This window comes from Natronorubrum sulfidifaciens JCM 14089, from assembly GCF_000337735.1.
GTDB classification, from domain to species: domain Archaea; phylum Halobacteriota; class Halobacteria; order Halobacteriales; family Natrialbaceae; genus Natronorubrum; species Natronorubrum sulfidifaciens.
Genome location: NZ_AOHX01000037.1, coordinates 113,913 through 136,237, shown reverse-complemented (window position 1 = coordinate 136,237; position 22,325 = coordinate 113,913). Strand labels below are relative to the sequence as shown.

Genomic DNA, 22,325 nt, shown 5'->3' with positions numbered 1-22,325 from the left:
ACCCACGTGGGAATTATACGCTGAACAGGCGCAATACCACGCCCTTCAGGGCGTGGATACGCGCCGTCAATTGATGCAACAATCCACCGCCTGTTGCATGGCCGGATATTCTATACTGAATCGGTTCTATTATGCTTTCGGAGTTCATAACTGGTTATGAGGCCAGAATCCGATGCGAATCCACCGAACATTCGAGGCGTCGATCACGAACCCACGGCAGGTGAGTGACGACCTCGATCAACTCGGACGGGCTGCATCGAAGCTCTGGAACGTCGGTCGCTACTATGCACAAGAGCAGTGGGACGAAACGGGCGAGATCCCCGATGACGGGGAACTCAAATCCGAACTCAAAGGTCACGAACGCTACACGGACCTTCATTCTCAATCCAGTCAGCGCGTTCTCGAAGAACTCGCTGAAGCGTTCAACGGCTGGTTCACAAAGCGTCGGAACGGCGATAGCCGTGCCCGACCGCCCGGCTACCGCAAGCGCGGTGATTCCCACCCGCGTTCTACTGTGTCGTTCAAGGCGGCTGGCTTCAAGCAGGATGCACAGTTCACCCGCGTTCGCCTCTCGAAAGGACGCAACCTGAAGGAGCACCGCTCGGACTTCGTGCTGTGCGAGTACGAGCTACGTCCCGATGTAGACCTCTCCGAATGGGACATCCAACAGGTTCGGACCGTCCACAAGTACGACGAGTGGCGACTCCACTTCGTCTGCCGAAAGTCGATTGATCCCGACCCACCGGGAGACGAGACTGCCGGGATCGACCTCGGTATCTCGAACGTTGCCGCGCTTTCGTTCGGCGGTGAATCGATCCTCTTCCCCGGTAACGCGCTGAAAGAGGACGAATACTACTTCGGACGAAAGAAAGCGAAGTGCGACGACAGCCGTTCGAACGAGCGGCTTCGGTTGGACCGGAAGCGCACGGAACGCCGAACCCACTTTTTGCACACCCTCTCAAAACACATCGTTTCGGAGTGCGTCGAGAGGGACGTCGGGACGATCGTCATCGGTGACCTCGGCGGTATCCGAGACGACGATACCGGCGAGTCCCGAAACTGGGGCAAACACGGCAATCTCGACCTTCACGGATGGGCGTTTGACCGCTTCACGTCGATGCTCGAGTACAAGGCGGAAGCTGAAGGTATCGACCTAACGGTTGAGTCCGAACGCGATACGTCAAAGACGTGTTCGGCCTGCGAAACGAAGGACGGAACCCAGCGTGTTGAACGCGGGTTGTACGTTTGCGAGGAGTGCGATACGGTGGCGAACGCAGACGTGAACGGTGCGGAGAACATCCGGCGAAAAGTAACTCCGAGTCCTTCTGAGGATAGGAGTAACGGCTGGTTGGCACAGCCTACAGTCCATCTGTTCGATCGTAACGAGGGCCGTTTCGCCCCGCGAGAACAGGTCGTGGACTGTAAACCGTAATATCCCAACGGCAGTCGGGATTCCACGTCGTTTACGGCGTGGTGGATGTCAAGTCGGTCGTAGCCGTAGGTGGTGTATCCGGCGGAAGTGACAACCAGTGACATGCACCAACTGCGGAGCGACAGAGTACCCAATCGAACGCTATCACGTCCATCTGTCCACAGGCCAAGTCGTCGAGTTTACGCTCTGTGAAGGGTGTCGCCACAAGTTCGTCACTGCAGAGTGGGTCGAGGCTGTGGTTTAACGTAGCTGAGCCACGGCAGTATACAGTGGTATGGGGGGTACACCAACCGAGCGTGCGAGCGCGGAGGGACACCCTGTCAACGGGAGTCCACTCCCGGAGTTCGTCGACTGGCTGTTCGGGGCCATCATCGCGCTGAGCGGATTGCTCCTGGTCGTCGGCGGAAGCGTGCTCGTGTTCCTCGTCGACAGAGCGCTTCTCGCGGAGGGAATTGAAGACGAAAGCGTCACGGTCACTGTCGGCACAACCGAACTCACCGACGCCGAGTCGCTGACGGTCGCCGACGCTGTCGTCTCGTGGCTAGGGCCGGGGCTGCTCCTGACCGGCGGCGGGCTGGTTCTGTTCGCGATCGGATACGTCGTCGTGAGACACCGCGCTCACCGTCGAGTCCGGGCAGGTGAGTCCGTCGACTCGTTCGGGACGGTTGCCGTTCTCGGTGCCGTGACCACTGTCGTTCTCTCGTTCGTTCCCGTCTCGCCCGCGTTTGGCGGCGCGCTTGCGGGTTACTTAGAGCGGGGCGAGTCTGATCGGACGGTCAGCGTCGGAGCGCTCGCAGGGCTCTTGCCCATGCTCCCACTCCTGCTGATTCTCCTGTTCGTGTTTGGCGGTCTACTGTCCGGACTACTCGCCATCGGGCAGGCCGGAAACGCGGTCGTCATCGGAGCCACACTACTCTTTTCGGGACTGCTCATCGCAACCGTCGGTGCCGGCCTCGGCGCTCTCGGCGGGTACGTCGGTGGCCGGCTCGCAGAACGTCGAGGAGAGACCAGCTGACTCCCCCGCAGTTCGCCTCCCGTCACACATTCACGATGCGTTCCGCCGACGCTCACACGGAGACGACGTCGCCGAGTTCGGGCGCACTCGCGTCGATTCCATCGGCTCGCAACTCCTCGGCGAACGCCTCACAGCGGTCGCCGTGGTTGATCAAGACCGGACTGTCGCGGTAGGACTCGAGGAACTCGAAAAGGCCGTCTCGGTCCGCGTGGGCAGAAAAATCGTACTGCTCGACCTGCGCGCTGACGGGCATCACTCGGCCGTCGATCTCGGCGCTGCCGGTCTCGAGCAGATCACGGCCGGGCGTCCCCTCAACCTGATACCCTGTCATCGCGATCTTGTTCGCCGGATTTCGCCGGATTTCGGGAATGTAGGTCATCGCCGGCCCACCCGAAAGCATCCCGCTGGTGGTGATGATCGCGGCTTTCTGATCGACGATCCGTTTTCGCTGACCGTCGCGGCCGGTGACGAAGCGAGCGTGTGAGATCGCCCGCCGAAACGCCTCGCCGTCGCGGACGTAGCTGGGATACTGACGCAACATCTCGGTGACCTGTGTCCCCATCCCATCGACGTAACACGGGATGTCGTGGGCCGCACAGACGAGCATTAGTTCCTGTGTTCGGCCGATCGCAAACGCCGGAACGACGACCGTGCCACCGTCCCACAGCGTCGTCTCGACGCTTTCGACAAAGCGCTGCTCGACGGTGGCTCGAGGCTCGTGGTCGACGTCGGAGTACGTACTCTCACAGAGGACGATATCGGCGTCAGGCCGTGCGGTGGTCCCCGCGACCAGTCGCTGTCCGACCACAGGGTCGGCGTGTCCGTTCGCCTCGCTCGAGGCAGCGTCGATGTGGAAATCGCCCGTATAGAGCAGCCGCGTCTCCCCGTCGTCGACGAGCACGTGAGCGCTGCCCGGAATGTGGCCAGCGTTGTAGAACGTGATCTCGTGGCCGGCGGCCTCGAACGGCTCTCGATAATCGTGGGTCTCCGAGACCTGCGTGACGCGTTTGAGATCGGGCTCGGTAAACGGGCAGTTGTACGAGCCGCCGTGCAGTTTCAGCGTGTCTCGAGCGAGCGTGCGCGCGAGTTCGGCCGTCGGCGGAGTCCAGTGGATCGGCGGTCGCCCATCACCGGAGAGGAGGGTCGGAATCGTCCCGACGTGGTCGAGATGGCCGTGTGAGACGACGACCGCCTCAGGGTCAGGCGTCTCGAGGGGAAACTGGGGCGGGTTGGCGGTCAGCATCCCGAAATCGAGCAACAGCGCGTCGTTAACGAGGATCGCGCTACGCCCGACCTCGCGGGCACCGCCGAGAAATCGAATGTCCATTACCGACGCTGCGTCCTCGAGCCGCTTTCCTCCATCGTTTCCGATCGTTCGGCCGGCGAAATATGACACGGACGGCGGCGGACGGCCGATCACCGAAAAGGAATAGGGTGGGCTACGTCAAACAGACGCATAGATGAGCACCTCACTGGACGAGCGGGATGTCAAGATCATCTTCACGATCGCCGAACAGGAAACCGATAACACGGAAGTCATCCACGAGAAAACAGGGATTCCGAAATCGACGGTCCACTATCGCTTGCAGAGTCTCAAAGAAGAGGGCGTCATCACGAACGAACTGTACGAACTCGACCTCGAGAAAGTCGGTCTCGGCATCACCATCATCTCCGAAATCTGGGCGGAGTTCGGCGAGGGCTATCACGAGCGCGTCGGCGAACAGCTCGCCGATATCGAGGGCGTCAATCAGGTCTATTTTACGATGGGGGAGACGGATTTCGTCGTCATCGGGCGGCTCACCTCGCGGGATATGGTCGAAGACCTCGTCGACGACTACGAGTCAATCGACGAAATTCGTCGCACGAGTTCGAAGTTCGTCATCTCGACGATCAAGACAAACACGGGGATCGGAACGCTTCGCGATTACAGCCAGCAGTCGCTGCTCAATTTTCACCAGTTGCCCGCTGACGACAAGTAGACGCATCGAACGCCGGTGTACAGTCAGTGCGACCACACCCCGGCGAAGTCACAGGCGGCCTCGAGTGTGAGACCGTCTCGAGGCGTTTGAGTGGGTTATTCGTAGGCGGCGATACCGGTCAGATCCTCGCCGAGGATGAGGGTGTGGATGTCGTGGGTTCCCTCGTAGGTGTAGACCGTCTCGAGGTTGGCCATGTGGCGCATCGGCGAGTAGTCGGTCGTGATCCCGTTTCCACCGAGCATTTCGCGGGCGACGCGGGACTGGTCGCGGGCCATGCGGACGTTGTTGCGTTTGGCCATCGAGACGTGCTGTGGCCGCAACTCGCCGCGTTCTTTGAGCTCCGTCAGCCGGTGGATGAGCAGCTGGGCGAGGGTGATCTGGGTGGCCATCTCCGCGAGTTTCTGCTGTTGGAGCTGGAAGCGACCGATCGGGCCGCCGAACTGCTCGCGGTCCGTCGCGTACTGGCGGGCCGTCTCGAAACAGTTTCGAGCGGCACCGACTGCGCCCCACGCGATGCCGAAGCGTGCCTGCGTGAGACACGACAGCGGGCCTTTCATGCCCGAAACGCCGGGAAGGACGTTCTCCTCGGGGACGTGGACGTCGTTCAGGCCGATCTCGCCCGTGATCGAGGCGCGAAGCGACAGCTTCTCGGTGATCTTGTTCGTGCTGACGCCGTCGCGATCGGTCTCGACGAGGAATCCGCGAACCGGCGTATCGTCGCTCGAGCGATCACGCGCCCAGACGATCGCAACGTCGGCGATGGGGGAGTTCGTGATCCACGTCTTCGAGCCGTTGAGCACGTAGCCGTCGGCGTCGCGTTCGGCGTACGTCTCCATCGCCGTGGGGTTCGAGCCGTGTTCGGGTTCGGTGAGGCCGAAACAGCCGACGGCCTCGCCAGCGCCGAGTTTCGGCAGCCACTCCTCTTTTTGCTCCTCGCTGCCGTAGGCGTGGATCGGGTACATCACGAGTGCGCCCTGCACCGATGCCATCGACCGCAGGCCGGAATCGCAGGCCTCGAGTTCCTGCATCAACAGGCCGTAGGCCGTCTCGGAAACGTTCGGCGAGCCGTAGCCCTCGAGGTTGGGCGCGTAAAAGCCCATCTCGCCCATCTTGGGGATTAGCTCTTTTGGGAACGTGCCGTTTTCGAAGTGGTCGCCGATGTCCGGGCGAACCTGTTCGTCGACGAACTCGCGTGCCGTATCGCGGATCAGTCGTTCTTCGTCGGTAAGCTCTGCCTCGAGGTCGAGATAGTCGAGCATTAGTGTGAATCCTCCGTCGTCGCACGAACGCCCTCACAGAGGACGTCCATGCCGAATTCCGCCTGTTCGTGGGTGAGAACGAGCGGCGGGATGAGCCGCAACACGTTCCCGTGTCGGCCGGCGCTCCAGACGAGGACGCCGTTTTCGTAACAGTACTCCTGAATCGCCTTGACGATGTCGGCATCGGGGTTGCCGTCGGCGTCCTCGAACTCGACGCCGACGAACAGGCCCTTCCCGCGCACGTCGACGATCTCCGGGGTCGTCTCCGCGACTTCGGCGATCCGGTCTCGAAGGTAGCCGCCGAGTTCCGTCGCGTGTGCGAGCAGGTCGTGCGATTCGATGTACTCGATCGCACGTAGCCCGCCGACCATCGCGGGTGCGTTGCCGCGGAACGTGCCGACGTGGCCGCCCGGCCCCCACGTGTCGAACTTCTCGTGGTAGAGCATCGCACCGATCGGGAGGCCAGTGCCGCCGAGTGCTTTCGCCATCGTGATCGCGTCCGGCGTCACGTCGAAGTGGTCCGTAGCGAACCACTCGCCGGTGCGGCCCAGTCCGGTCTGGATCTCGTCGACGATCAACATCGCGTCGTTGTCGTCCGCGATGTCACGAAGTCCCTGCAGGAAACCGTTCGGCGGTACGATGACGCCACCCTCGCCCTGAATCGGTTCGACCCAGATACCGGCCGGCGTCTCGTGGCCGCCGTAAGGGGCCTCGAACTTCCGTTTGACGGCGTCGAGACAGCGCTCGCAGGCGTCCTGACTCCCGACGCCCGCGTTGCGGGTCGGGTACGGGACGTGGACGGTATCCGCGAGCAGCGGCCCGTAGCCCTTCTTGTACTTCTTGCCCGCCGTGAGGCTGAGCGCGCCTGCGGTCGTCCCGTGATAGGACCCCTCGAAGCCGAGCAGCCCGTGGCGGCCCGTGTTGTGTTTGGCGAGTTTGATCGAGCCCTCGATCGCGTCGCTCCCGCTCGGACCGCCGAAGACGACGTTACTCGAGCCAGCCAGCCCGCCGGGGGCGATCTCTCGAAGCTTGTCGATGAGGTCGAGTCGCGCCTCGGTCGGGAAATCAACCGTGTGGGCGACCGACTCGAGTTGGTCTTGCGTTCCCTCGAGAACGTACGGATTCGAGTGCCCGACGTTCAAGACGCCGATCCCGGCGAAGAAGTCGAGGAACGTGTTGCCGTCGACGTCACGAACCGTCGCGCCGCGAGCTTCCTCGAGGGCGATCGGGATCCGTTTGGGATACGCAACGGCGCTGCTGTCGATCTCTGCTTGTCGGTCGAGGAGCCTCCGTGAGTTCGGTCCAGGAACCTCGTCGACCGATGGTTCCATCGCGAAGTGAAGGTCGTCGATTGGCGGGCCTACAGCCATACCATACTATTTCCATCACCACATATATATTTGATGCGAAATCTCACGTGGTTTGCGTTAGACAGCAATAATCTAAGATAGTGCACAGATGTTGGATCTAATCCAACAGTATGGGGTGATGGGGTACGAGCAGACATGGGAGGGGACCGGAAAGAGACCAGCCGCAGTTCCCAATCGGCGGCGGGTCGCAGATCGATCACGGTAGTGGGACGGAGACTCGAGTCAACCAGATACTATGTTCGATGTCAATTACAGTCATGGTTTGGATTAACATTTGTGTTTACTGCCCGAATAGTAGAGACGGCGTCCAAATAGCTGCCATTCCTACAAGATTCTACATTACAATAGGATCTAATCCATCATATTGTTCAATTCTTGCTGAATATACAACACTTGCGAAAGATACATTAAGGGTCGTATTTATGGCCCATACGGTAACGAAAGTCAAGGGCCAACAATGTCAGAGACAACACAGAGCGGATTGGAAAAAGCGTTGAGTAGCAAAGAGATGCTGATCCTGTCGTTCGGTGCGATGATCGGCTGGGGATGGATCATCCTCGCCGGCGACTGGATCAATGAAGGTGGCCCAATGGGTGCGATCACCGCGTTCGTCGCGGGTGGGATCGTTGTCGGGGTCGTCGCAATTATTTACAGCGAACTGGCGTCGTCGATGCCGCTGGTCGGTGGTGAGCACGTCTACAGCCTTCGTGCGCTGGGCCCGATCGGGTCGTTCGTCTGCACGTGGGCGATCATCTTCGGGTACGTTACGGTGGCCGCCTTCGAAGCCGTTGCCTTGCCGTCCGCGATGGCGTTTATCGTCCCCGGCTTCGATGCGATTCCACTCTGGAACGTCGCCGGAGAACCGGTGTACGCCACCTGGATCATCGTCGGCGTGCTGGGAACGATCGGAATCACGTACCTGAACTACATCGGCATTCGAATCGCCGCCCAGTTCCAGATCATCATGACCGTCGTCATCGCGTTCGCCGGTCTCGTGTTGATCGCCGGCGCGGTGACCAGCGGCCAGCCATCGCCCGATCCGTCCTTCGGTGCGGGTACAGCCGGCATCTTCGCCGTCGTGTTGATGACGCCGTTCATGTTCGTCGGGTTCGACGTTATTCCACAGTCGGCGGAGGAGGCCGACATCCCAGCCCGTACGCTGGGACTGTTGATCATGCTGTCGGTTGGTATGGCGGCTCTCTTCTATATGGCCGTCATCTGGGGCTCGAGTCGCGCCCTTCCAGGGGCGGAACTCGTCGATAGCTCGCTGCCCGCCGCTCAGGCGATGGAAGTCCTGTTCGACAGCACAGTCGCGGGGCAGTTGATGGCACTCGCGGGCATTGCGGGTATCATGACGAGTTGGAACGCGTTCATCATCGGCGGTAGTCGCGCGCTCTTCGCACTCGCCGAGTCGGGAATGATTCCGGAATGGCTCGGGAAGGTCCATCCGGAGTACAACACCCCAAGCAACGCGATTCTGTTCATCGGCGGTCTGTCGGTAATTGCGCCGTTTTTCGGCGAACAGATGCTCACGTGGATCGTCAACGCCGGTGGACTGGGCATCGTCATCGCCTGGTTCCTCGTCGTCGTCTCGTTTCTGGTGTTGCGCTACCGTGAGCCCGAGATGGAGCGGCCGTACAAGGTTCCGGCCGGCCCTGTCATCGGTATCGTCGCGTTCGTGGCGACAGCGATCTTCATCACGCTCTACCTGCCCGGCGGCCAGTCTGCGCTCGTCTGGCCCTACGAGTGGCTCATCGTCCTCGGCTGGTGTATCCTCGGCGTCGTCTTCTATGCCCTCTCGGGCGAGAAATCGGTCGAGACATCCGAGGAAGTCGTCCAGCGAATCGAAGCGCTAGACGACGACTGACGGCGACCGGCGTCTTCATCGGTTTCGAAATCACAGTTTTCCAGCACAGTTTCGCTCGAGTGCGCCCACGCCTCAGACGGGCTGGTGTAACGAGCGAGACCTGTTCCGAGAGCCGAGCCGTGTGTCGATTTCCGACACACGAGTCGCTCGAGACGGCTCGAGAAGCCGTCCCGTGAGGGGGAGACGCATGCGCTGCCGGCAGTTGGCAACCCTTAAGATTGGCTCGCGGTTACACCGCTGTAGCATGAAAGTGGTCGTTTCTATCGGCGGCAGCGTGCTCGTCCCCGAACCCGGAGCGGATCGGGTTGCCGAACACGCCGCCGTCATCGAAGACCTCGTTGAGGACGGCTGCCGCGTCGGTGCCGTCGTCGGGGGTGGCGGTGTTGCACGTGAGTATATCGGTGCCGCTCGTAATCTCGGGGCGAACGAAATCGAACTCGATCAACTGGGGATCGATGTCACGAGACTCAATGCACGGCTGCTGATCACCGCATTGAACGAAGATTCGGTGACTGCGCCGGCAACGGACTACGACGAAGCCGGCGAGGCGCTTCGCCGAGGCGACGTCTGTGTCATGGGCGGCGTCGCGCCGGCCCAGACCACCGACGCCGTCGGCGCTGCGCTTGCCGAGTACGTCGACGCCGACCTGCTCGTCTACGCGACGAGCGTGCCGGGGGTCTACAGCGATGATCCGAACGAAAACGACGATGCGACGAAGTTCACGGAACTCTCCGCTACGGAACTCGTCGACGTCATCGCCGACCTCGAGATGAACGCTGGAGCCTCGTCCCCGGTCGACCTGCTGGCGGCGAAAGTCATCCAGCGCTCGGGAATGCGAACGATCGTCCTCGACGGCACCGACCCCGAGCGGATCTCGCGTGCGGTTCGATACGGCGACCACGAAGGAACCGACATTATCCCGGAGGGTGCGGGCGAGGAGCCGACCTACTGGGCACAGAACGAAGATGAGTAACGACGACGCTTCGGAGTCGCCAGCCGACCGGGACGTCGCCAGTCCCTACACCCTCCAGCAGGAAGACGACGACGCACGCCACGCCTTCTGGGCGGATACCGTCGCGGATCGAGTCGAGGAGCGCGTGGCCGACCGTCGGAAGGCCACGGACGGGACGAGCGGGAAGGAACGATCCGCGAGCGAGGACCCCGACGACCCGATCGTCATCAAAGGCGGGATCTCGCCGTCGGGCGTCCCTCATCTCGGGAACGTCAACGAGATCATGCGCGGCTACTACGTCGCCGAAGTCCTGCGCGAGCGCGGCCACGACGTCCGGCAGGTCTTCACCGCCGACGACCGCGACCCGCTGCGTGGACTCCCGCGAACGCTCTGTGACCTCGAGGGGAATCTCGTCGACCTCGGCGAGGTCGATGCCGGCGCGCTCGGCCGCAATCTCGGTGCGCCCTACACCGACATTCCGGACCCCTTCGGCTGCTGTGACTCCTACGGCGACCACTTCTCGACGATCATCCAGCACAGCGCGGACGCACTCGACGTCCCGATCGAACTGCTCTCGAACACGGAGCTGTACGAAGACGGCGCGTTCGACGACGTGACCCGATTCGTCCTCGAGAATCAGGATCGCGCCCGCGAGGTCCTCGCCGCGTATCAGGACAAAGTCGACGCGGACTACGTCCCGTTCAACCCCATCTGTGCGGAGTGTGGCAAGGTCACCGAGACCGTGACTGGCGTCGATCTGGACGCTGAACCGCCGACCGTCGAGTACGAGTGTACCGATATGGACGCCGGCGACCAGACGATTAACGGCTGTGGCCACGAGGGTACGGCGACCCTGCGCGAGGGCAAGATGCCCTGGCGCTTCGAGTGGCCCGCCCAGTGGCAGGTCCTCGGCGTTGATTTCGAGCCCTTCGGCAAGGACCACGCCGAAGGCTCATGGCCGAGTGGCCAAGACGTTGCACGCAACGTCCTCGAGATCGAGCCACCCGTCCCGATGGTCTACGAGTGGTTCACCCTCGACGGCGAGCCGTTTTCGTCCTCGGCAGGAAACGTTATTCTCGTCTCGGACGTGCTCGAACTCCTCGAGCCGGAGGTCCTGCGCTACTTCTTCGCGAAGGACCCGTCGAAGGCTCGAGACTTCAGCATCGAGCGCCTCGACCAGCTGGTCGACGAGTTCGACCGCCTCGAGGCGATCTACTTCGACGAGATCGACGCCAGCGACGACGAGACGGCGTTCGCAAAACGGGTGTACCCGCTCGTGGTCGAGGAGCCACGTGAGGAGCGCATCCGACTGCCGTACACCTTCGCTGCCGTGTTGGGGATGACCGACGACCCCGACCTGCGCGAGGAGATTGCCCGCCGAGAGGGGCACATCCCCGAGGACGCCCCCGAGTGGGCGGTCGAAGGGGCGCTCAAACGCGTCGAACAGGCCAGAAACTGGGCCCGACGGACCGAAAACGAGTTCGATTACGAACTCAAACGGAGCGCGATTCCGGATCACGACTTCGACGACGCGACCGAAGCGGCGCTCGCTGACCTCGCGGACTTCATCGAGGCGGGCCACGACGCCGAGGAAATCCAGGGGGAAATCTACGAGACGGCGCGACGACACGACGTCGACGTCGGCGACTTCTTCAGTGCGGGCTACCGGCTCTTTTTCGACGAAGAGCAGGGGCCGAAGCTCGGCCCGTTCCTCGCGAAAGTCGACCGAGGGTTCGTCGTCGCCCGACTGCGTCGGGAGCAGTAACACGAGCCGCTCGCCCCGGCAGTTGGTCGACTCGATAGACAAAAGCCCTTTGAGAACGCCTCCCCGAGATAGGAGCGATGGATCACGGTTTCCCCGCTGTCGTCTCGGTTCCCGAACTCTTCGGCTCTGAGTTGGCGACGTGGGCTTTCATTGGCCTGCTCGTCTACTGGTTCGGGGTTATCGCACTTCGGAGAGCTGATCTCTTACCGGAGTACGTCGGAACCCAGGGCCCGATTCTCACCTTCCATACGAAACGCGGCCGTGAGTTCCTCGACTGGCTCTCGGGTCCGAAACGGTTCTGGCGTGCGTGGGCGAACCTCGGCGTCGGCATCGCAATCATCGTGATGGTGGCCATGTTCGTCCTCCTCCTCCTTGCAGCGATCTCTGCGGTCACTTCCCCACAGCCGACCGGCTCGTCCGTCCAGCAACCCCGTAACGTCGTCCCGTTCCCCGGTGTCAACGACTTCCTGCCGTTGTCCGCGACACCTGGGATCGCCGTTGGGCTCCTCGTCGGACTCGTCGTCCACGAGGGCGGTCACGGCCTGCTCTGTCGTGTCGAGGACATCGGCATCAAGTCGATGGGTGTCGCGATGCTCGCGATCATCCCCTTCGGCGCGTTCGTCGAACCCGAGCAAGAAAGCAGTCAGAACGCCTCGAGAGGCGGACAGACTCGAATGTTCGCCGCCGGGGTCATGAACAATTTCGCGGTCACGCTGCTCGTGTTCGCGATCCTCTTTGGACCGATCGCCGGCGCGATCGCCGTCGCACCCGGCGCTGCGGTCGGCGGCGTTGCCCCGAACTCCTCGGCCGATGCCGCGGGGATCGAACCCAACGATCGGATCACCGCCGTCGATGGCGAGGCCGTCGAGACGAACGACGATCTCGCCGACCGACTCGAGGCCGCAGACGGTGAGCAGGTCGAACTCGAGCGCAACGGCGAGCAGAGCGTGATGGTCGATCGCTCGCTGCTGGTTACGGCTGCGATGGACAACGGCCCGGCTGGCGTCGAAGCCGGTGACACGGTCGTCGCCGTCAACGGCCAGCAGGTCGCGACCGAACGCAGTTTCTTCGAGGCCGTCGGCGACGACGAGCGCGTGACACTGACGATCGAGAACGCGGCCGGTGAGCAGGACGACCGCGAGGTGCCGATCGGTGCTGCCGTCGACGTCAGCGACGACGGGCCGCTCGAGGCCGCAACCGGGCCGACGAACGAGACGTTCGTCATCACCGCGTTCGACGGCGAGCGCACGCACACCTACGCGGACCTCAGTGCGTTGCTCGAGGAGAGCGAGGCCGGCGATGAGGTGACGGTGGCGGGCTACTTCGGCGACGACCGCCAGGAGTACGAGGTAACGCTTACCGAGCATCCACGTGAAGACAGCGGCTTCCTCGGAATCCTTGCCGAACCCGGCATCTCCGGCTTCGAAATCAGCGATATCGGCGTGCAGCTCTATCCGGCCGCGGAGTATCTGTCGATCCTCGGCGGCGACGGCGGGAACGGCGGCGGCGCGACCGACTCGTTCTTCGGCAAAATCGGACTGGCAATTTTCCTCCCGGTCATCGGCGTCATCGGGCTTTTACCGTTCAACTTCGCCGGGTTCACCGGCGGTGTCGAAAACTTCTACGAGGTGCAGGGCTCGCTCGCCGCACTCGGGGACAGTACGGTGTTCATCATCGCGAACCTGCTGTTCTGGACCGGCTGGATCAACGTTCAGCTCGGGTTTTTCAACTGCATTCCGGCGTTCCCACTCGACGGCGGCCACATCCTACGGACGAGTACCGAGGCCGTCGTCTCGAGACTGCCCATCGAGGCGACCCGCGGCCACGTCCGAACGGTGACGACAACCATCGGGGTGACGATGCTCGTCAGCTTCCTGACGATGCTGTTCGTCCCGTTCTTGCTCTAAGCTGCGGTGGATGCCGACGAACGCTCACGTCGTGCTGTCGGCCTTCCCGTCATATGACCCGCTACAGGCTGCTACGGTGGGATACCTCGAGTTCGATATCGGCTCGAAACCCGATGCTTCTTAGCATCTGCGTTCGAACCGGCACGTATGGAACGACGACAGCCGCCACAGACCGAAGAGGGCTGGTACGTCCTGCACGACTTCCGGTCGATCGACTGGGATGCATGGCGTAACGCACCCGACCGTCGCCGCGAACGGGCGATCGAGGAGGGACGCGAGTACCTCTCGGCCGCCGAAGCCGTCGCGGACGCCGACGAGGGCGACTCGGCGACGTTCACCGTCCTCGGACATAAGGCCGACTTGCTCGTCCTCCACCTGCGGCCGACGCTCGGCGACATCGATGCGCTCGAGCGACAGTTCGAACACACGGCACTCGCCGAGTTCACCGAGCGCGCCGACTCGTATCTGTCGGTGACGGAGGTCTCGGGCTACATGTCTCAGGAGTACTTCGAGGACGACGAGACCGCAGACGCCGGAATCGCCAACTACATCGAGTCCCGACTCAAACCCGAGATTCCGGACACTGACTTCCTCAGTTTCTACCCGATGAGCAAGCGTCGAGGTCCCGATCACAACTGGTACGAACTGCCGTTCGACGAGCGCGCCGACTATCTCTCGAACCACGGCGAGATCGGCAAAGACTACGCCGGCCGCGTCACGCAGATCATCTCCGGCAGCGTCGGCCTCGACGACTACGAGTGGGGGATCACGCTCTTTGGCGACGATCCGACCGACGTCAAGGAACTGCTCTACGAGATGCGCTTTGACCCCTCGAGTTCGCGCTTTGCCGAGTTCGGCCGCTTCCTCTCGGCCCGCCGGATCGACTCGAGCGACCTCGGGGCGTTTCTCGCCGGCAAGCGAGTGCCACAGGACGACGCTGACAGCGCCCACGGCCATCCACACGGCCACGGCGAGTCCGGCGATCACGGGCACGCTCACGGTGACTCCGGCGGCCACCACGGTGACTCCGGCGGCCACCACAGCGGCTCCGAGGACGACGACGTCCGGAGTGAACTCGAGGAGATGGGTGTCTACGCGGGCAAACCACACGGCGAGGACGTCCACGCGGTCGTGCTCTACTCGGCGGCCGACGCCGAGGAACTGTTCGAGGAGGTCGATGGAATGCGGACGAACTTCGACCACTACGATACACACGTCAAGACCGCCGTCTACGAGTCCGAAACGGGAGCTGACGACGCGGAGGCGGCGATCGTCAGTCTCTGGGAGACCGAACGGGCCGCGAACACGGCCGCCGGCTTCCTCGCCGAACTCCCCGACATCGTCCGACAGGCAGGCGACGACGAGGACGACTCGTGGGGCACGATGGGGATGTTCTACACCGTAAAACCCGACCACCGGGGCGACTTCACCGGCGCGTTCGACGACGCCGCGGCCTTGCTCGCCGACATGGACGGCCACCGCAAGACCGACCTGCTGGCAAACTGTGAGGACGAAAACGATATGTTCATCGCCAGCCGCTGGGACTCCCGTGAAGACGCCATGCAGTTCTTCCGCAGCGACGCGTTCTCGGAGGCCGTCGAGTTCGGTCGCGACATTCTGACCGACCGACCACGACACGTCTTCCTCGCTTAAGCGAGGCTCGCTGTCCGGTTCCGATCGACTCGTTTCATACTGTCGGACAGCACGATTCGAAGATCGGTCGCGAAGTCGCGGCCGACATCTCACTGACGGCTGTCCGACAGTAACAGTGTCCGGCGACAGATCGTCGCTCGAGTGAGCGTGGGGCGATTACAGTTCGTCGTAGAAGAAGTAGCCAGCGACGCCTGCAAGCCCCAGTGCGAGCGTAATATACGGCCAGTTGCCGGCATCGGTGTCGGTCAACGCAGCGTGTGCAGTGATGAAGACCGCAAAACCGATATGGGCGACGAGCGTCGCGGCGAGAAATCCAGCGAGATCCATCACCCGGGAGATTCGACGTTGTCGTAATAGCCGTTTCGAACTCGCCCGGGAAAACTACTCGACGCTGCGCCACGAAGCGTCTCATCGTGAAGCGCCGTGCGTTCCTTAGCGGTGGCGTGGCGATGACAGTCGCCGGGTGTGCGACTCGTCTCGGACTCGCCGATCGCGTCGAGGTCGTCCAGAAGTACGTCCGCGCCCACCCCCGCGAGACGGCCGACCCGATCGACGTGGCTGTGAGACGGTACGATCCGGACACGGGCCCGTACTATCACGACGACCTCCACGAGTCACTGGCTGGTGAGCTCGGCCCCGACGACCCCCTCGAGATCACCGACGCGCTCGCCGCACGCCTCCAAGCCGAGTTCGAGATCGTCGAGTACCGGATTCGCGGCTGTGACGTCGACGACGGCGACTGTCGGCATACGACGCTCGTCCGGGAGGATTTCAACGCCCTCGAGGCCGGGGATATCGCCGACCTCGTCTACCGAAGCTCGGGTGCCGGACTCGTCTCAGTGTCTGACTCGCCGTAGACCGACGAGTGATACTGGCGAACAGCACGAGTTGACGATCGGGCGCGCGACTGCGGCCGATCCCCGAGGACGGCCGCGACTTCGCGACCGACGTCTCACTGACTGCTGTCCGATAGTATTAGAAGTCGTGATCAGGGTCGTCTTCGACCTGTCGTTTCATCGACTCGCGGCGGGATTTGGCGTCACGACCGGTCGCCTCGAGCAGGAAGCTGTTTTTCGCGTCGACGGCTTCACCGGCGGCCTCGAGTTCGTCCGGACCGAGTTCGGTGGGGTCACGCTCGTAGAACTCGACGCCGAGTTTGTCCTTTTTGCCGGAGTACTCGACGGTTCCAGCGACGACCTTTTCGAAGACGGGGTTGTCGGGTTCGCCGATGACGTAGAGTTCGCTCCCCTTGTACTCCTCGGTCTCAGTGATCGGGCCGAAGTAGTCCTCGATCGTCGATTCCATATCGGGAATTCGCTCCTCGAGATACTCGCCGCGGCGCATTTTGTACTCCTTCATGGATTGGTGATACACGGCGGACTGTTTACCTCTTTTCATACCGACGCAGCCGACAAACGGGGTTTGAGTAGGGTGGTGACGCCGCACACGTGTCTCACATTTCGAGAGACGATGTGGCTGTGCCTCGAGGCAAGCGACCCGTCGGAACCGAATAGGAATGACTCTTGTCGCGACTGGCCGTCAGTGCACACCCGCAGACATGGCAACTGTGCGACTGGTAGATAACTCGGCTCAGCGATCACCATACTGGCGCTCTCGGTTGCCGAGATAGCCCTTTCGACAGTCGGGACAGATATCGCCGGTGCGCAGCGAGGTTCGGTTGTCGGCCGCGACGTACTCACACCGCGGACAGTACAGTTCCGTTGGCCCGGCGTCCTGTGTGGTATTGCTTTCGCCGGGGACCGGCGCGGACCCCGCCCGCTCGATTCCACTTCCAGCGTCGGTCTCCGTCCCCGCCTCGGCGTCTGCGTCGGACTGTGTGTCAGCCGTTGGCGGCTCGGTCGTGACCGTTCTGGCGTCCGCTGCTGCAGCCGACTCGCCCAGTGGCCCGGAGTCGCTCCCGGAATCGTTCTCGAGGACGATTCCGTCATCCGTCACGTCGGCGTCGAGACGCTCGGCGTCGGTCTCGGTGGCCGCATCGGCTGCAGTGTGTTCGGGCTCGTCGTCCGGCCATCCCGCCGGCTCGTTTTCGGCTCCGAGCGGTGGGCCGACGTCTTCTGAGTCCGGCCACTCGCCGTGTTCGCGGTCACGAGTGGGTTGGGACTCCGTGTCGTCCGATAAGATTTCACCGTCGTCGGTCACCGGCTCACCGTGTTCGTCGGTCGGGATCTCGAGCGCATCCTCGTCGTCGGCGGCCGTGTTCGCGGGCGGCGCTTCGGGGTCGGTCTCGTCGTCGACGTCACTGTCAGCGTCGATAAACTCGGCATCAGCGTCAGCATCGGCGTCGATGAACTCGGCATCGTCCTCGTCGTCGTGGAGTTCCGTCGACGCATCGGCTTCGGGGGCCACATCGGGTGGTGTTTCGACAGCGTCGGCAGTCGTGTCTGGCTCGGGTTCTTCCTCGGTGGCGCGTGAGTCGGCGGCCGCCTCCATGGAGAGACTCGTTATCTCGGTGTTCTCGCTGATGACGTTGCGCTCGCCACAGCGGACACACTCTTCGTACTCCTGGACGGTGACGACGACTTCACTGCCCCGTTCTTCGCGCTCGCGTTCGACATCGGCCTCACCGTAGTCGTGTCCGAGCAGCGAACATCGCAGGACCATTGTCTCACCGTTCCCAGTCATCGCATAAAAAACGTACTGCCTGTCGGAACGTCTTCGTGACAGCACACTACGTTGTTGTCCCCGAACGGCCGGTTCCGTTGTCGGCCACCGGAAAAACGGCAAACGTCAAATCCCCGGTCGTTGAATACGTAGACGGATGAGAGCAAAGCGGGAGTTTCGGGATCGGGAATCGACTGAGGTGGCGGTCCTCGACGAACTCGTCGACCGGACCGAAGACGGGATGACCGTCTTCGAACTCCGTGCCGCTGTCGAAGTCGATATCGACGACTTAGAGCGTGCCCTCTCGACGCTCAAACAGGACGATCTGATCGTCGTCGAGTCGGATCACACCGAGACCGTCATCAAACCCGACGAACGGGTCGTCCCCGAAATTCCGACCGACGAGGACGACGAGCAGTCGATCAGCGAGTGGCTTCGCGAGCGGTTGCCGTTTTGAATCGAAACGCCTGAGGGGGTCAGGCCCGAGGGAGAAGGCATGAGCGTCATCGAGTCCATTCACGCCGACCACGGCGCGACGTTCGGCGAGCGCGACGGGCGAACGATCGTCGAACACTTCGGCCGACCCGAGCGAACACATCTCGCGGTCCGCAACGGCGTCGGCTTACTCGAGTGCGCCTACGGCGTCGTCGTCATCGAGGGCGAGGATCGCCTCGAGTACGTCGACAACGTCGTCTCGAATCGCGTCCCCGCCGAGGACGGACAGGGCTGTTATGCGCTCGTTCTCGATCCACAGGGCGGGATCGAGGTGGAACTCTACGTCTACAACGCCGGCGAGCGACTGTTGCTGTTTACGCCGCCAGCCGAAGCCGAACCGCTGGCAGAAGAGTGGGGAGAGAAAGTCTTCATCCAAGACGTCGACATCCGAGTCGCAACCGACGACTACGCGATCTTCGGGATTCACGGCCCCAACGCGACAGAAAAGATCGCCAGCGTCCTCAACGGTGCCGCCTCGCCCGACGAGCGCTACTCGTTCGTCCGCGGGACGATGGGCGACGAAGGCGTCTCCGTCATCCGCACCGACGCCCTCACCGGCGAGGAGAGCTACGAGGTGATCTGTGCGGCCAACGACGCCGAAGCCGTCTACGACACCCTTCTGAATCAGGGGTTGAACGCCGCCCCCTTCGGCTACCGAACCTTCGAGAGTCTCGCGCTCGAGGCCGGCTCACCGCTCTTTGAAACCGAACTCGAGGGAACGCTCCCGAACGTCCTCGGCCTGCGAGCCGCACTGGACTTCGAGAAGGGCTGTTACGTCGGACAGGAGGTCGTCTCCCGCGTCGAGAACCGCGGCCAGCCCAGTCGGAAACTCGTCGGTCTGACGCTCGAGGCGGACGACGCCGCGGTCCCTGAATCCGGCGCAGCCGTTTTCGATGGCGATGCGTCCGTCGGCGAGGTTACGCGCGCCGGCGAGAGTCCGTCGCTCGAGTCGGTTATCGCGCTCGCACTCGTCGACTACGGCCTCGAAAGCGAGGCGCTGACGGTTCGTGTTGGCGGCGAGGAGGTGCCCGCCACCGTCACCGCGTTGCCGTTCGTCGAGGGCTCGGATCGGTCGGGGCGACTGCCAGCATACCAGTAGCTCGACAGCGAGACGCCGTTCCCCACCACGACCGGCCTCCCGCAGTATTATTGGCAGCACCATGGTCGGTCCTGTATGCGCTATCTGGAGGTAACGGTCCCCGAAGGGAAACGACAGGCCGTCATCGACATTCTCGAGGACGAAGGTATCGAATACGTCGTCAGCGACGAAACCAGTGGTCGGGGGTACACCGCTGTCGTCCGATTTCCGATCCCGACCCGAGCCGTCGAACCGGTGCTCGATCGACTCAGGCAAGCCGGGATCAGCGAGGATGCAAGCGTCGTCGTGATCGACGCCGAGACGGTGATCTCCGAGGAGTTTTCGACGCTCCGAGAACAGTACAGCCACGGCGGGCAAGCAGGGGCACGCACCTCGAGGCAAGTCCTGCGAACGAAAGCCGACGAACTCACGCCGCCGTTTCCGATCTACGCCGTCATGTTGCTCATCAGCGCCGTCGTCGCCACTGCCGGCCTCCTAGCTGATTCCCCAGCGGTCGTGATCGGGGCAATGGTGATTGCGCCGCTGCTCGGACCCGCACTCGCGGCCAACGTCGGCATCGTCACGGGCGACAAGCGGCTCAAATCGACCGGCTTTAGCTACCAGATCGTCGGGGTCACGATGGTGATCGTCGCTTCGATCGCCCTCGCGGCGCTCGCTCGGCTCGCGGGACTCGAGCCGGCGGGCGTCGACATCGTCGTCGCCACCGAACTCCAAGAGCGAGTCGCGCCGAACCTGTTCTCGCTCGCGGTCGCACTCGGGGCCGGGATCGCCGGCATTCTGAGTCTCACGCGGGGGTTTTCGGAGGCGATCGTCGGTGTGATGATCGCTGCCGCGTTGATCCCGCCGTCGGCTGCAGTTGGCATCACCGTCGCCTGGGGGATGTACGGCGCGGCGACCGGGGCCGCCGTGCTCGTGATCGTCAACGTCCTCTCGATCAACCTCGCCGCGCTGGCGACCCTGTGGATCGCCGGCTACCGCCCGCAGGGGTTGTTCGAGGTGTCACCGACCCGGACGCCGACGTACACCTACGCGGCGATCTTCGGGATCGCGCTGCTGGTGTTGGCGGCCCCGTTAGCTGGCATCACCCTGTTTGACTTTCACACGACTGAACTCGAGTCGGTTGCCGAGGAGGAAGCTGAGACGGTGCTCGCCGACCCACAGTACGAGACCCGCGAGGTCGACGATGTCGTGGTCGAACTCGACGGCAACTACCCGATCCAGTCGGTCGATCGGATCGTCATCACGGTCACTGGACAGACACCCGGACCGGAACCGGGACTCGCCGAACGGCTCCACGCGGCGATCAGCCAGCATAGCGAGGAATCACTGGTCGTCGAGGTTCAGTACGTCGTCGCCGAGCAACACGGCGACACTGGTGACTGATCCCGATCCGTCGCGCGCTCGTCACGTCGATGCGGTGGACCGTCGCGTCTGCAGTAAAACTGGTTTATCATCACTGGCGGCATAGCTCATATCATGGCACAAGTTGGCAAACATCCGGGTGAGAAAGCGCTCGCCGAGCTCCCGGGCGGTGCGGTCCGGTCGTTCGAGACGGGGGTTGGCGGCGACGTGATCCTTCCAGCAGATCCGGAGTACGAACGGGAGCGACAGGTCTGGAACGGGATGATCGACAAGTATCCGGCGATCATCGCCCGCTGTGCCGGCACTGCCGATGTCGTTTCGGCGGTGACGTTCGCCCGCGAGCAGGACCTGCCGCTTGCGGTTCGGTGCGGCGGCCACAACGTCGCCGGGACAGCCGTCTGTGACGGCGGGCTCGTCGTCGACCTCTCGCCGATGCACGGCGTGCGCGTCGACCGTGAGCGACGGACCGTTCGCGTCGAGGGTGGCGCGACGCTCGGCGATGTCGATCGCGAAACACAGCTGTTCGGGCTGGCGACGGCGCTTGGAGCCGTCTCGGAGACGGGTGTCGCGGGGCTCACACTCAACGGCGGCTACGGCCACCTGAGTCGCCAGTACGGGCTCGCGATGGACAACCTGCGAAGCGTCGACGTCGTGACCGCCGACGGGCAGGTTCACACCGCCAGCGCCGACCGAAACGAAGAGCTGTTCTGGGGGCTTCGCGGCGGTGGCGGCACGCTCGGTGTTGTCACGTCCTTCGAGTTCGACCTCCACGAGGTCGGCCCCGAGGTGGACGCCTTTTTCGTCTGGTTCCACGCCGAGGAGATAGCCGACGTGATGGCTCGATTCCTCGAGTGGACCGACGACGCGCCACGGGAGGCGGGTGTGCTCGTGTTCACCGCGCACGTCCCCGACCTCGAGGAGTTCCCCGAGGAGATGTGGGGTGAGCCAGCCGTCGCAATGCTCGGGACGGCTCGTGGCGACCTCGAGGCCGACGGCGTCTTCGAGCCGCTACGCTCGAGTGCGACGCCGATCGCTGATCTCAGCGGGCCGATGGAATACGCCGACCTGCAGTCGATGCTCGACGAGGACTACCCCGACGGGCTGCGTTACTACTGGAAGTCGATCTTCCTGACCGACGTTACCGACGAGGTCGTCGACATCATGGATCGGTACACTGAGTCAGCACCGTCGGCGCTCTCGACGATCGACCTCTGGCATCTCGGTGGCGCAGTTGCCGAGGTGCCACAGGACGCGACCGCGTTCTGGCACCGGGACAAGCCGTACATGCTCAACTTCGAGGCCAACTGGGAGGACGAAGCCGACGACGACGCGAACGTCGCCTGGGGACGCGACGGGATCGCCGACGCGGCGGCGCTGGATGTTGCGTCGGGAAGCTACGGCAACTTTCCGGGGATGAACGAAGACCCTGCCAAACTACGCTTTGGCGACAACTACGAGCGACTGCTCGAGATCAAATCGAAGTACGATCCCGAAAACCTGTTCGGAACGATCACCCCGTCAGCCGGCAACGGCGACGACACCTGACTC

The 22,325-nt window shown here is 63.0% G+C and carries 19 protein-coding genes; 13 read left to right on the top strand and 6 right to left on the bottom strand.

Annotation, left to right across the window (positions count from 1 at the left end; translation table 11 throughout):
- Positions 1–172: 172 nt before the first annotated feature.
- The gene (locus tag C495_RS09035) at positions 173–1,432 is read left to right on the top strand and encodes an RNA-guided endonuclease InsQ/TnpB family protein (RefSeq protein WP_008162141.1); all 1,260 of its coding nucleotides are present in this window, start codon (positions 173–175) and stop codon (positions 1,430–1,432) included.
- A gap of 274 nt (positions 1,433–1,706) precedes the next feature.
- A complete protein-coding gene (locus tag C495_RS09030; protein ID WP_008162139.1) occupies positions 1,707–2,447 on the top strand; it encodes a DUF5518 domain-containing protein in 741 nt (246 codons plus the stop codon).
- 52 nt (positions 2,448–2,499) lie between these two features.
- Here C495_RS09030 and C495_RS09025 read toward each other — a convergent pair whose 3' ends face one another.
- A complete protein-coding gene (locus C495_RS09025; protein WP_008162137.1) occupies positions 2,500–3,774 on the bottom strand; it encodes an MBL fold metallo-hydrolase in 1,275 nt (424 codons plus the stop codon).
- A 133-nt stretch (positions 3,775–3,907) separates the two neighbouring features.
- On the opposite strand from C495_RS09025, the gene C495_RS09020 reads away from it, so the two are divergent.
- Positions 3,908–4,426, top strand: coding sequence for an Lrp/AsnC family transcriptional regulator (locus C495_RS09020; RefSeq protein WP_008162135.1), 519 nt, complete (start codon positions 3,908–3,910; stop codon positions 4,424–4,426).
- A 95-nt stretch (positions 4,427–4,521) separates the two neighbouring features.
- On the opposite strand, the gene C495_RS09015 is transcribed toward C495_RS09020, so the two are convergent.
- Both C495_RS09015 and C495_RS09010 read right to left on the bottom strand, forming a co-directional pair.
- Complete coding sequence (locus C495_RS09015; protein ID WP_008162133.1) at positions 4,522–5,685, bottom strand: acyl-CoA dehydrogenase family protein; 1,164 nt, start codon at positions 5,683–5,685, stop codon at positions 4,522–4,524.
- Positions 5,685–7,055, bottom strand: coding sequence for an aspartate aminotransferase family protein (locus tag C495_RS09010; protein ID WP_049890234.1), 1,371 nt, complete (start codon positions 7,053–7,055; stop codon positions 5,685–5,687). Before C495_RS09010 ends, C495_RS09015 begins: the two co-directional genes overlap by 1 nt.
- A 457-nt stretch (positions 7,056–7,512) precedes the next feature.
- Here C495_RS09010 and C495_RS09005 point away from each other — a divergent pair, with 457 nt between their 5' ends.
- The 5 genes from C495_RS09005 to C495_RS08985 all read left to right on the top strand — a co-directional run bounded on the left by C495_RS09005 (position 7,513) and on the right by C495_RS08985 (position 15,199).
- Entirely contained in the window at positions 7,513–8,922 is a 1,410-nt protein-coding gene (locus C495_RS09005; RefSeq protein ID WP_008162128.1) for an APC family permease, read from the top strand.
- A 244-nt stretch (positions 8,923–9,166) separates the two neighbouring features.
- The gene (gene pyrH, locus C495_RS09000; protein WP_008162127.1) at positions 9,167–9,895 is read left to right on the top strand and encodes a UMP kinase; all 729 of its coding nucleotides are present in this window, start codon (positions 9,167–9,169) and stop codon (positions 9,893–9,895) included.
- The gene (gene lysS / locus C495_RS08995; protein WP_008162126.1) at positions 9,888–11,639 is read left to right on the top strand and encodes a lysine--tRNA ligase; all 1,752 of its coding nucleotides are present in this window, start codon (positions 9,888–9,890) and stop codon (positions 11,637–11,639) included. Before pyrH ends, lysS begins: the two co-directional genes overlap by 8 nt.
- A gap of 77 nt (positions 11,640–11,716) precedes the next feature.
- Positions 11,717–13,546, top strand: a complete 1,830-nt coding sequence (locus C495_RS08990; RefSeq protein WP_008162125.1) for a site-2 protease family protein — start codon at positions 11,717–11,719, stop codon at positions 13,544–13,546.
- Positions 13,547–13,693: 147 nt separating this feature from the next.
- Positions 13,694–15,199: a heme-binding protein gene (locus C495_RS08985; RefSeq protein ID WP_008162124.1), complete on the top strand. Its 1,506-nt coding sequence runs from the start codon at positions 13,694–13,696 to the stop codon at positions 15,197–15,199.
- Positions 15,200–15,355: 156 nt separating this feature from the next.
- Here C495_RS08985 and C495_RS18085 read toward each other — a convergent pair whose 3' ends face one another.
- The gene (locus C495_RS18085) at positions 15,356–15,526 is read right to left on the bottom strand and encodes a hypothetical protein (protein WP_008162122.1); all 171 of its coding nucleotides are present in this window, start codon (positions 15,524–15,526) and stop codon (positions 15,356–15,358) included.
- A 122-nt stretch (positions 15,527–15,648) separates the two neighbouring features.
- Between C495_RS18085 and C495_RS08980 the strand changes: the two genes are divergently transcribed.
- The gene (locus tag C495_RS08980) at positions 15,649–16,056 is read left to right on the top strand and encodes a hypothetical protein (protein WP_008162121.1); all 408 of its coding nucleotides are present in this window, start codon (positions 15,649–15,651) and stop codon (positions 16,054–16,056) included.
- A 118-nt stretch (positions 16,057–16,174) separates the two neighbouring features.
- Here the strand turns inward: C495_RS08980 and C495_RS08975 are convergent, their stop codons facing one another.
- Together C495_RS08975 and C495_RS08970 are read right to left on the bottom strand one after the other, a co-directional pair.
- Positions 16,175–16,558, bottom strand: a complete 384-nt coding sequence (locus tag C495_RS08975; RefSeq protein ID WP_008162120.1) for a DUF5611 family protein — start codon at positions 16,556–16,558, stop codon at positions 16,175–16,177.
- 231 nt (positions 16,559–16,789) lie between these two features.
- Positions 16,790–17,821, bottom strand: coding sequence for a DUF7093 family protein (locus tag C495_RS08970; RefSeq protein WP_008162118.1), 1,032 nt, complete (start codon positions 17,819–17,821; stop codon positions 16,790–16,792).
- Between the two features lie 157 nt (positions 17,822–17,978).
- Between C495_RS08970 and C495_RS08965 the strand changes: the two genes are divergently transcribed.
- From C495_RS08965 to C495_RS08950, 4 genes are all read left to right on the top strand, one after another.
- Positions 17,979–18,278 carry a DUF6432 family protein gene (locus tag C495_RS08965; RefSeq protein WP_049890232.1) on the top strand — a complete coding sequence of 100 codons (300 nt, stop codon included), beginning with the start codon at positions 17,979–17,981 and terminating at the stop codon, positions 18,276–18,278.
- A 39-nt stretch (positions 18,279–18,317) separates the two neighbouring features.
- Positions 18,318–19,415, top strand: coding sequence for a CAF17-like 4Fe-4S cluster assembly/insertion protein YgfZ (gene ygfZ, locus C495_RS08960; RefSeq protein WP_008162114.1), 1,098 nt, complete (start codon positions 18,318–18,320; stop codon positions 19,413–19,415).
- 75 nt (positions 19,416–19,490) lie between these two features.
- Positions 19,491–20,798, top strand: a complete 1,308-nt coding sequence (locus C495_RS08955) for a TIGR00341 family protein (protein ID WP_008162113.1) — start codon at positions 19,491–19,493, stop codon at positions 20,796–20,798.
- Positions 20,799–20,891: 93 nt separating this feature from the next.
- The gene (locus C495_RS08950) at positions 20,892–22,322 is read left to right on the top strand and encodes an FAD-binding oxidoreductase (RefSeq protein ID WP_008162112.1); all 1,431 of its coding nucleotides are present in this window, start codon (positions 20,892–20,894) and stop codon (positions 22,320–22,322) included.
- Positions 22,323–22,325 lie beyond the last annotated feature (3 nt).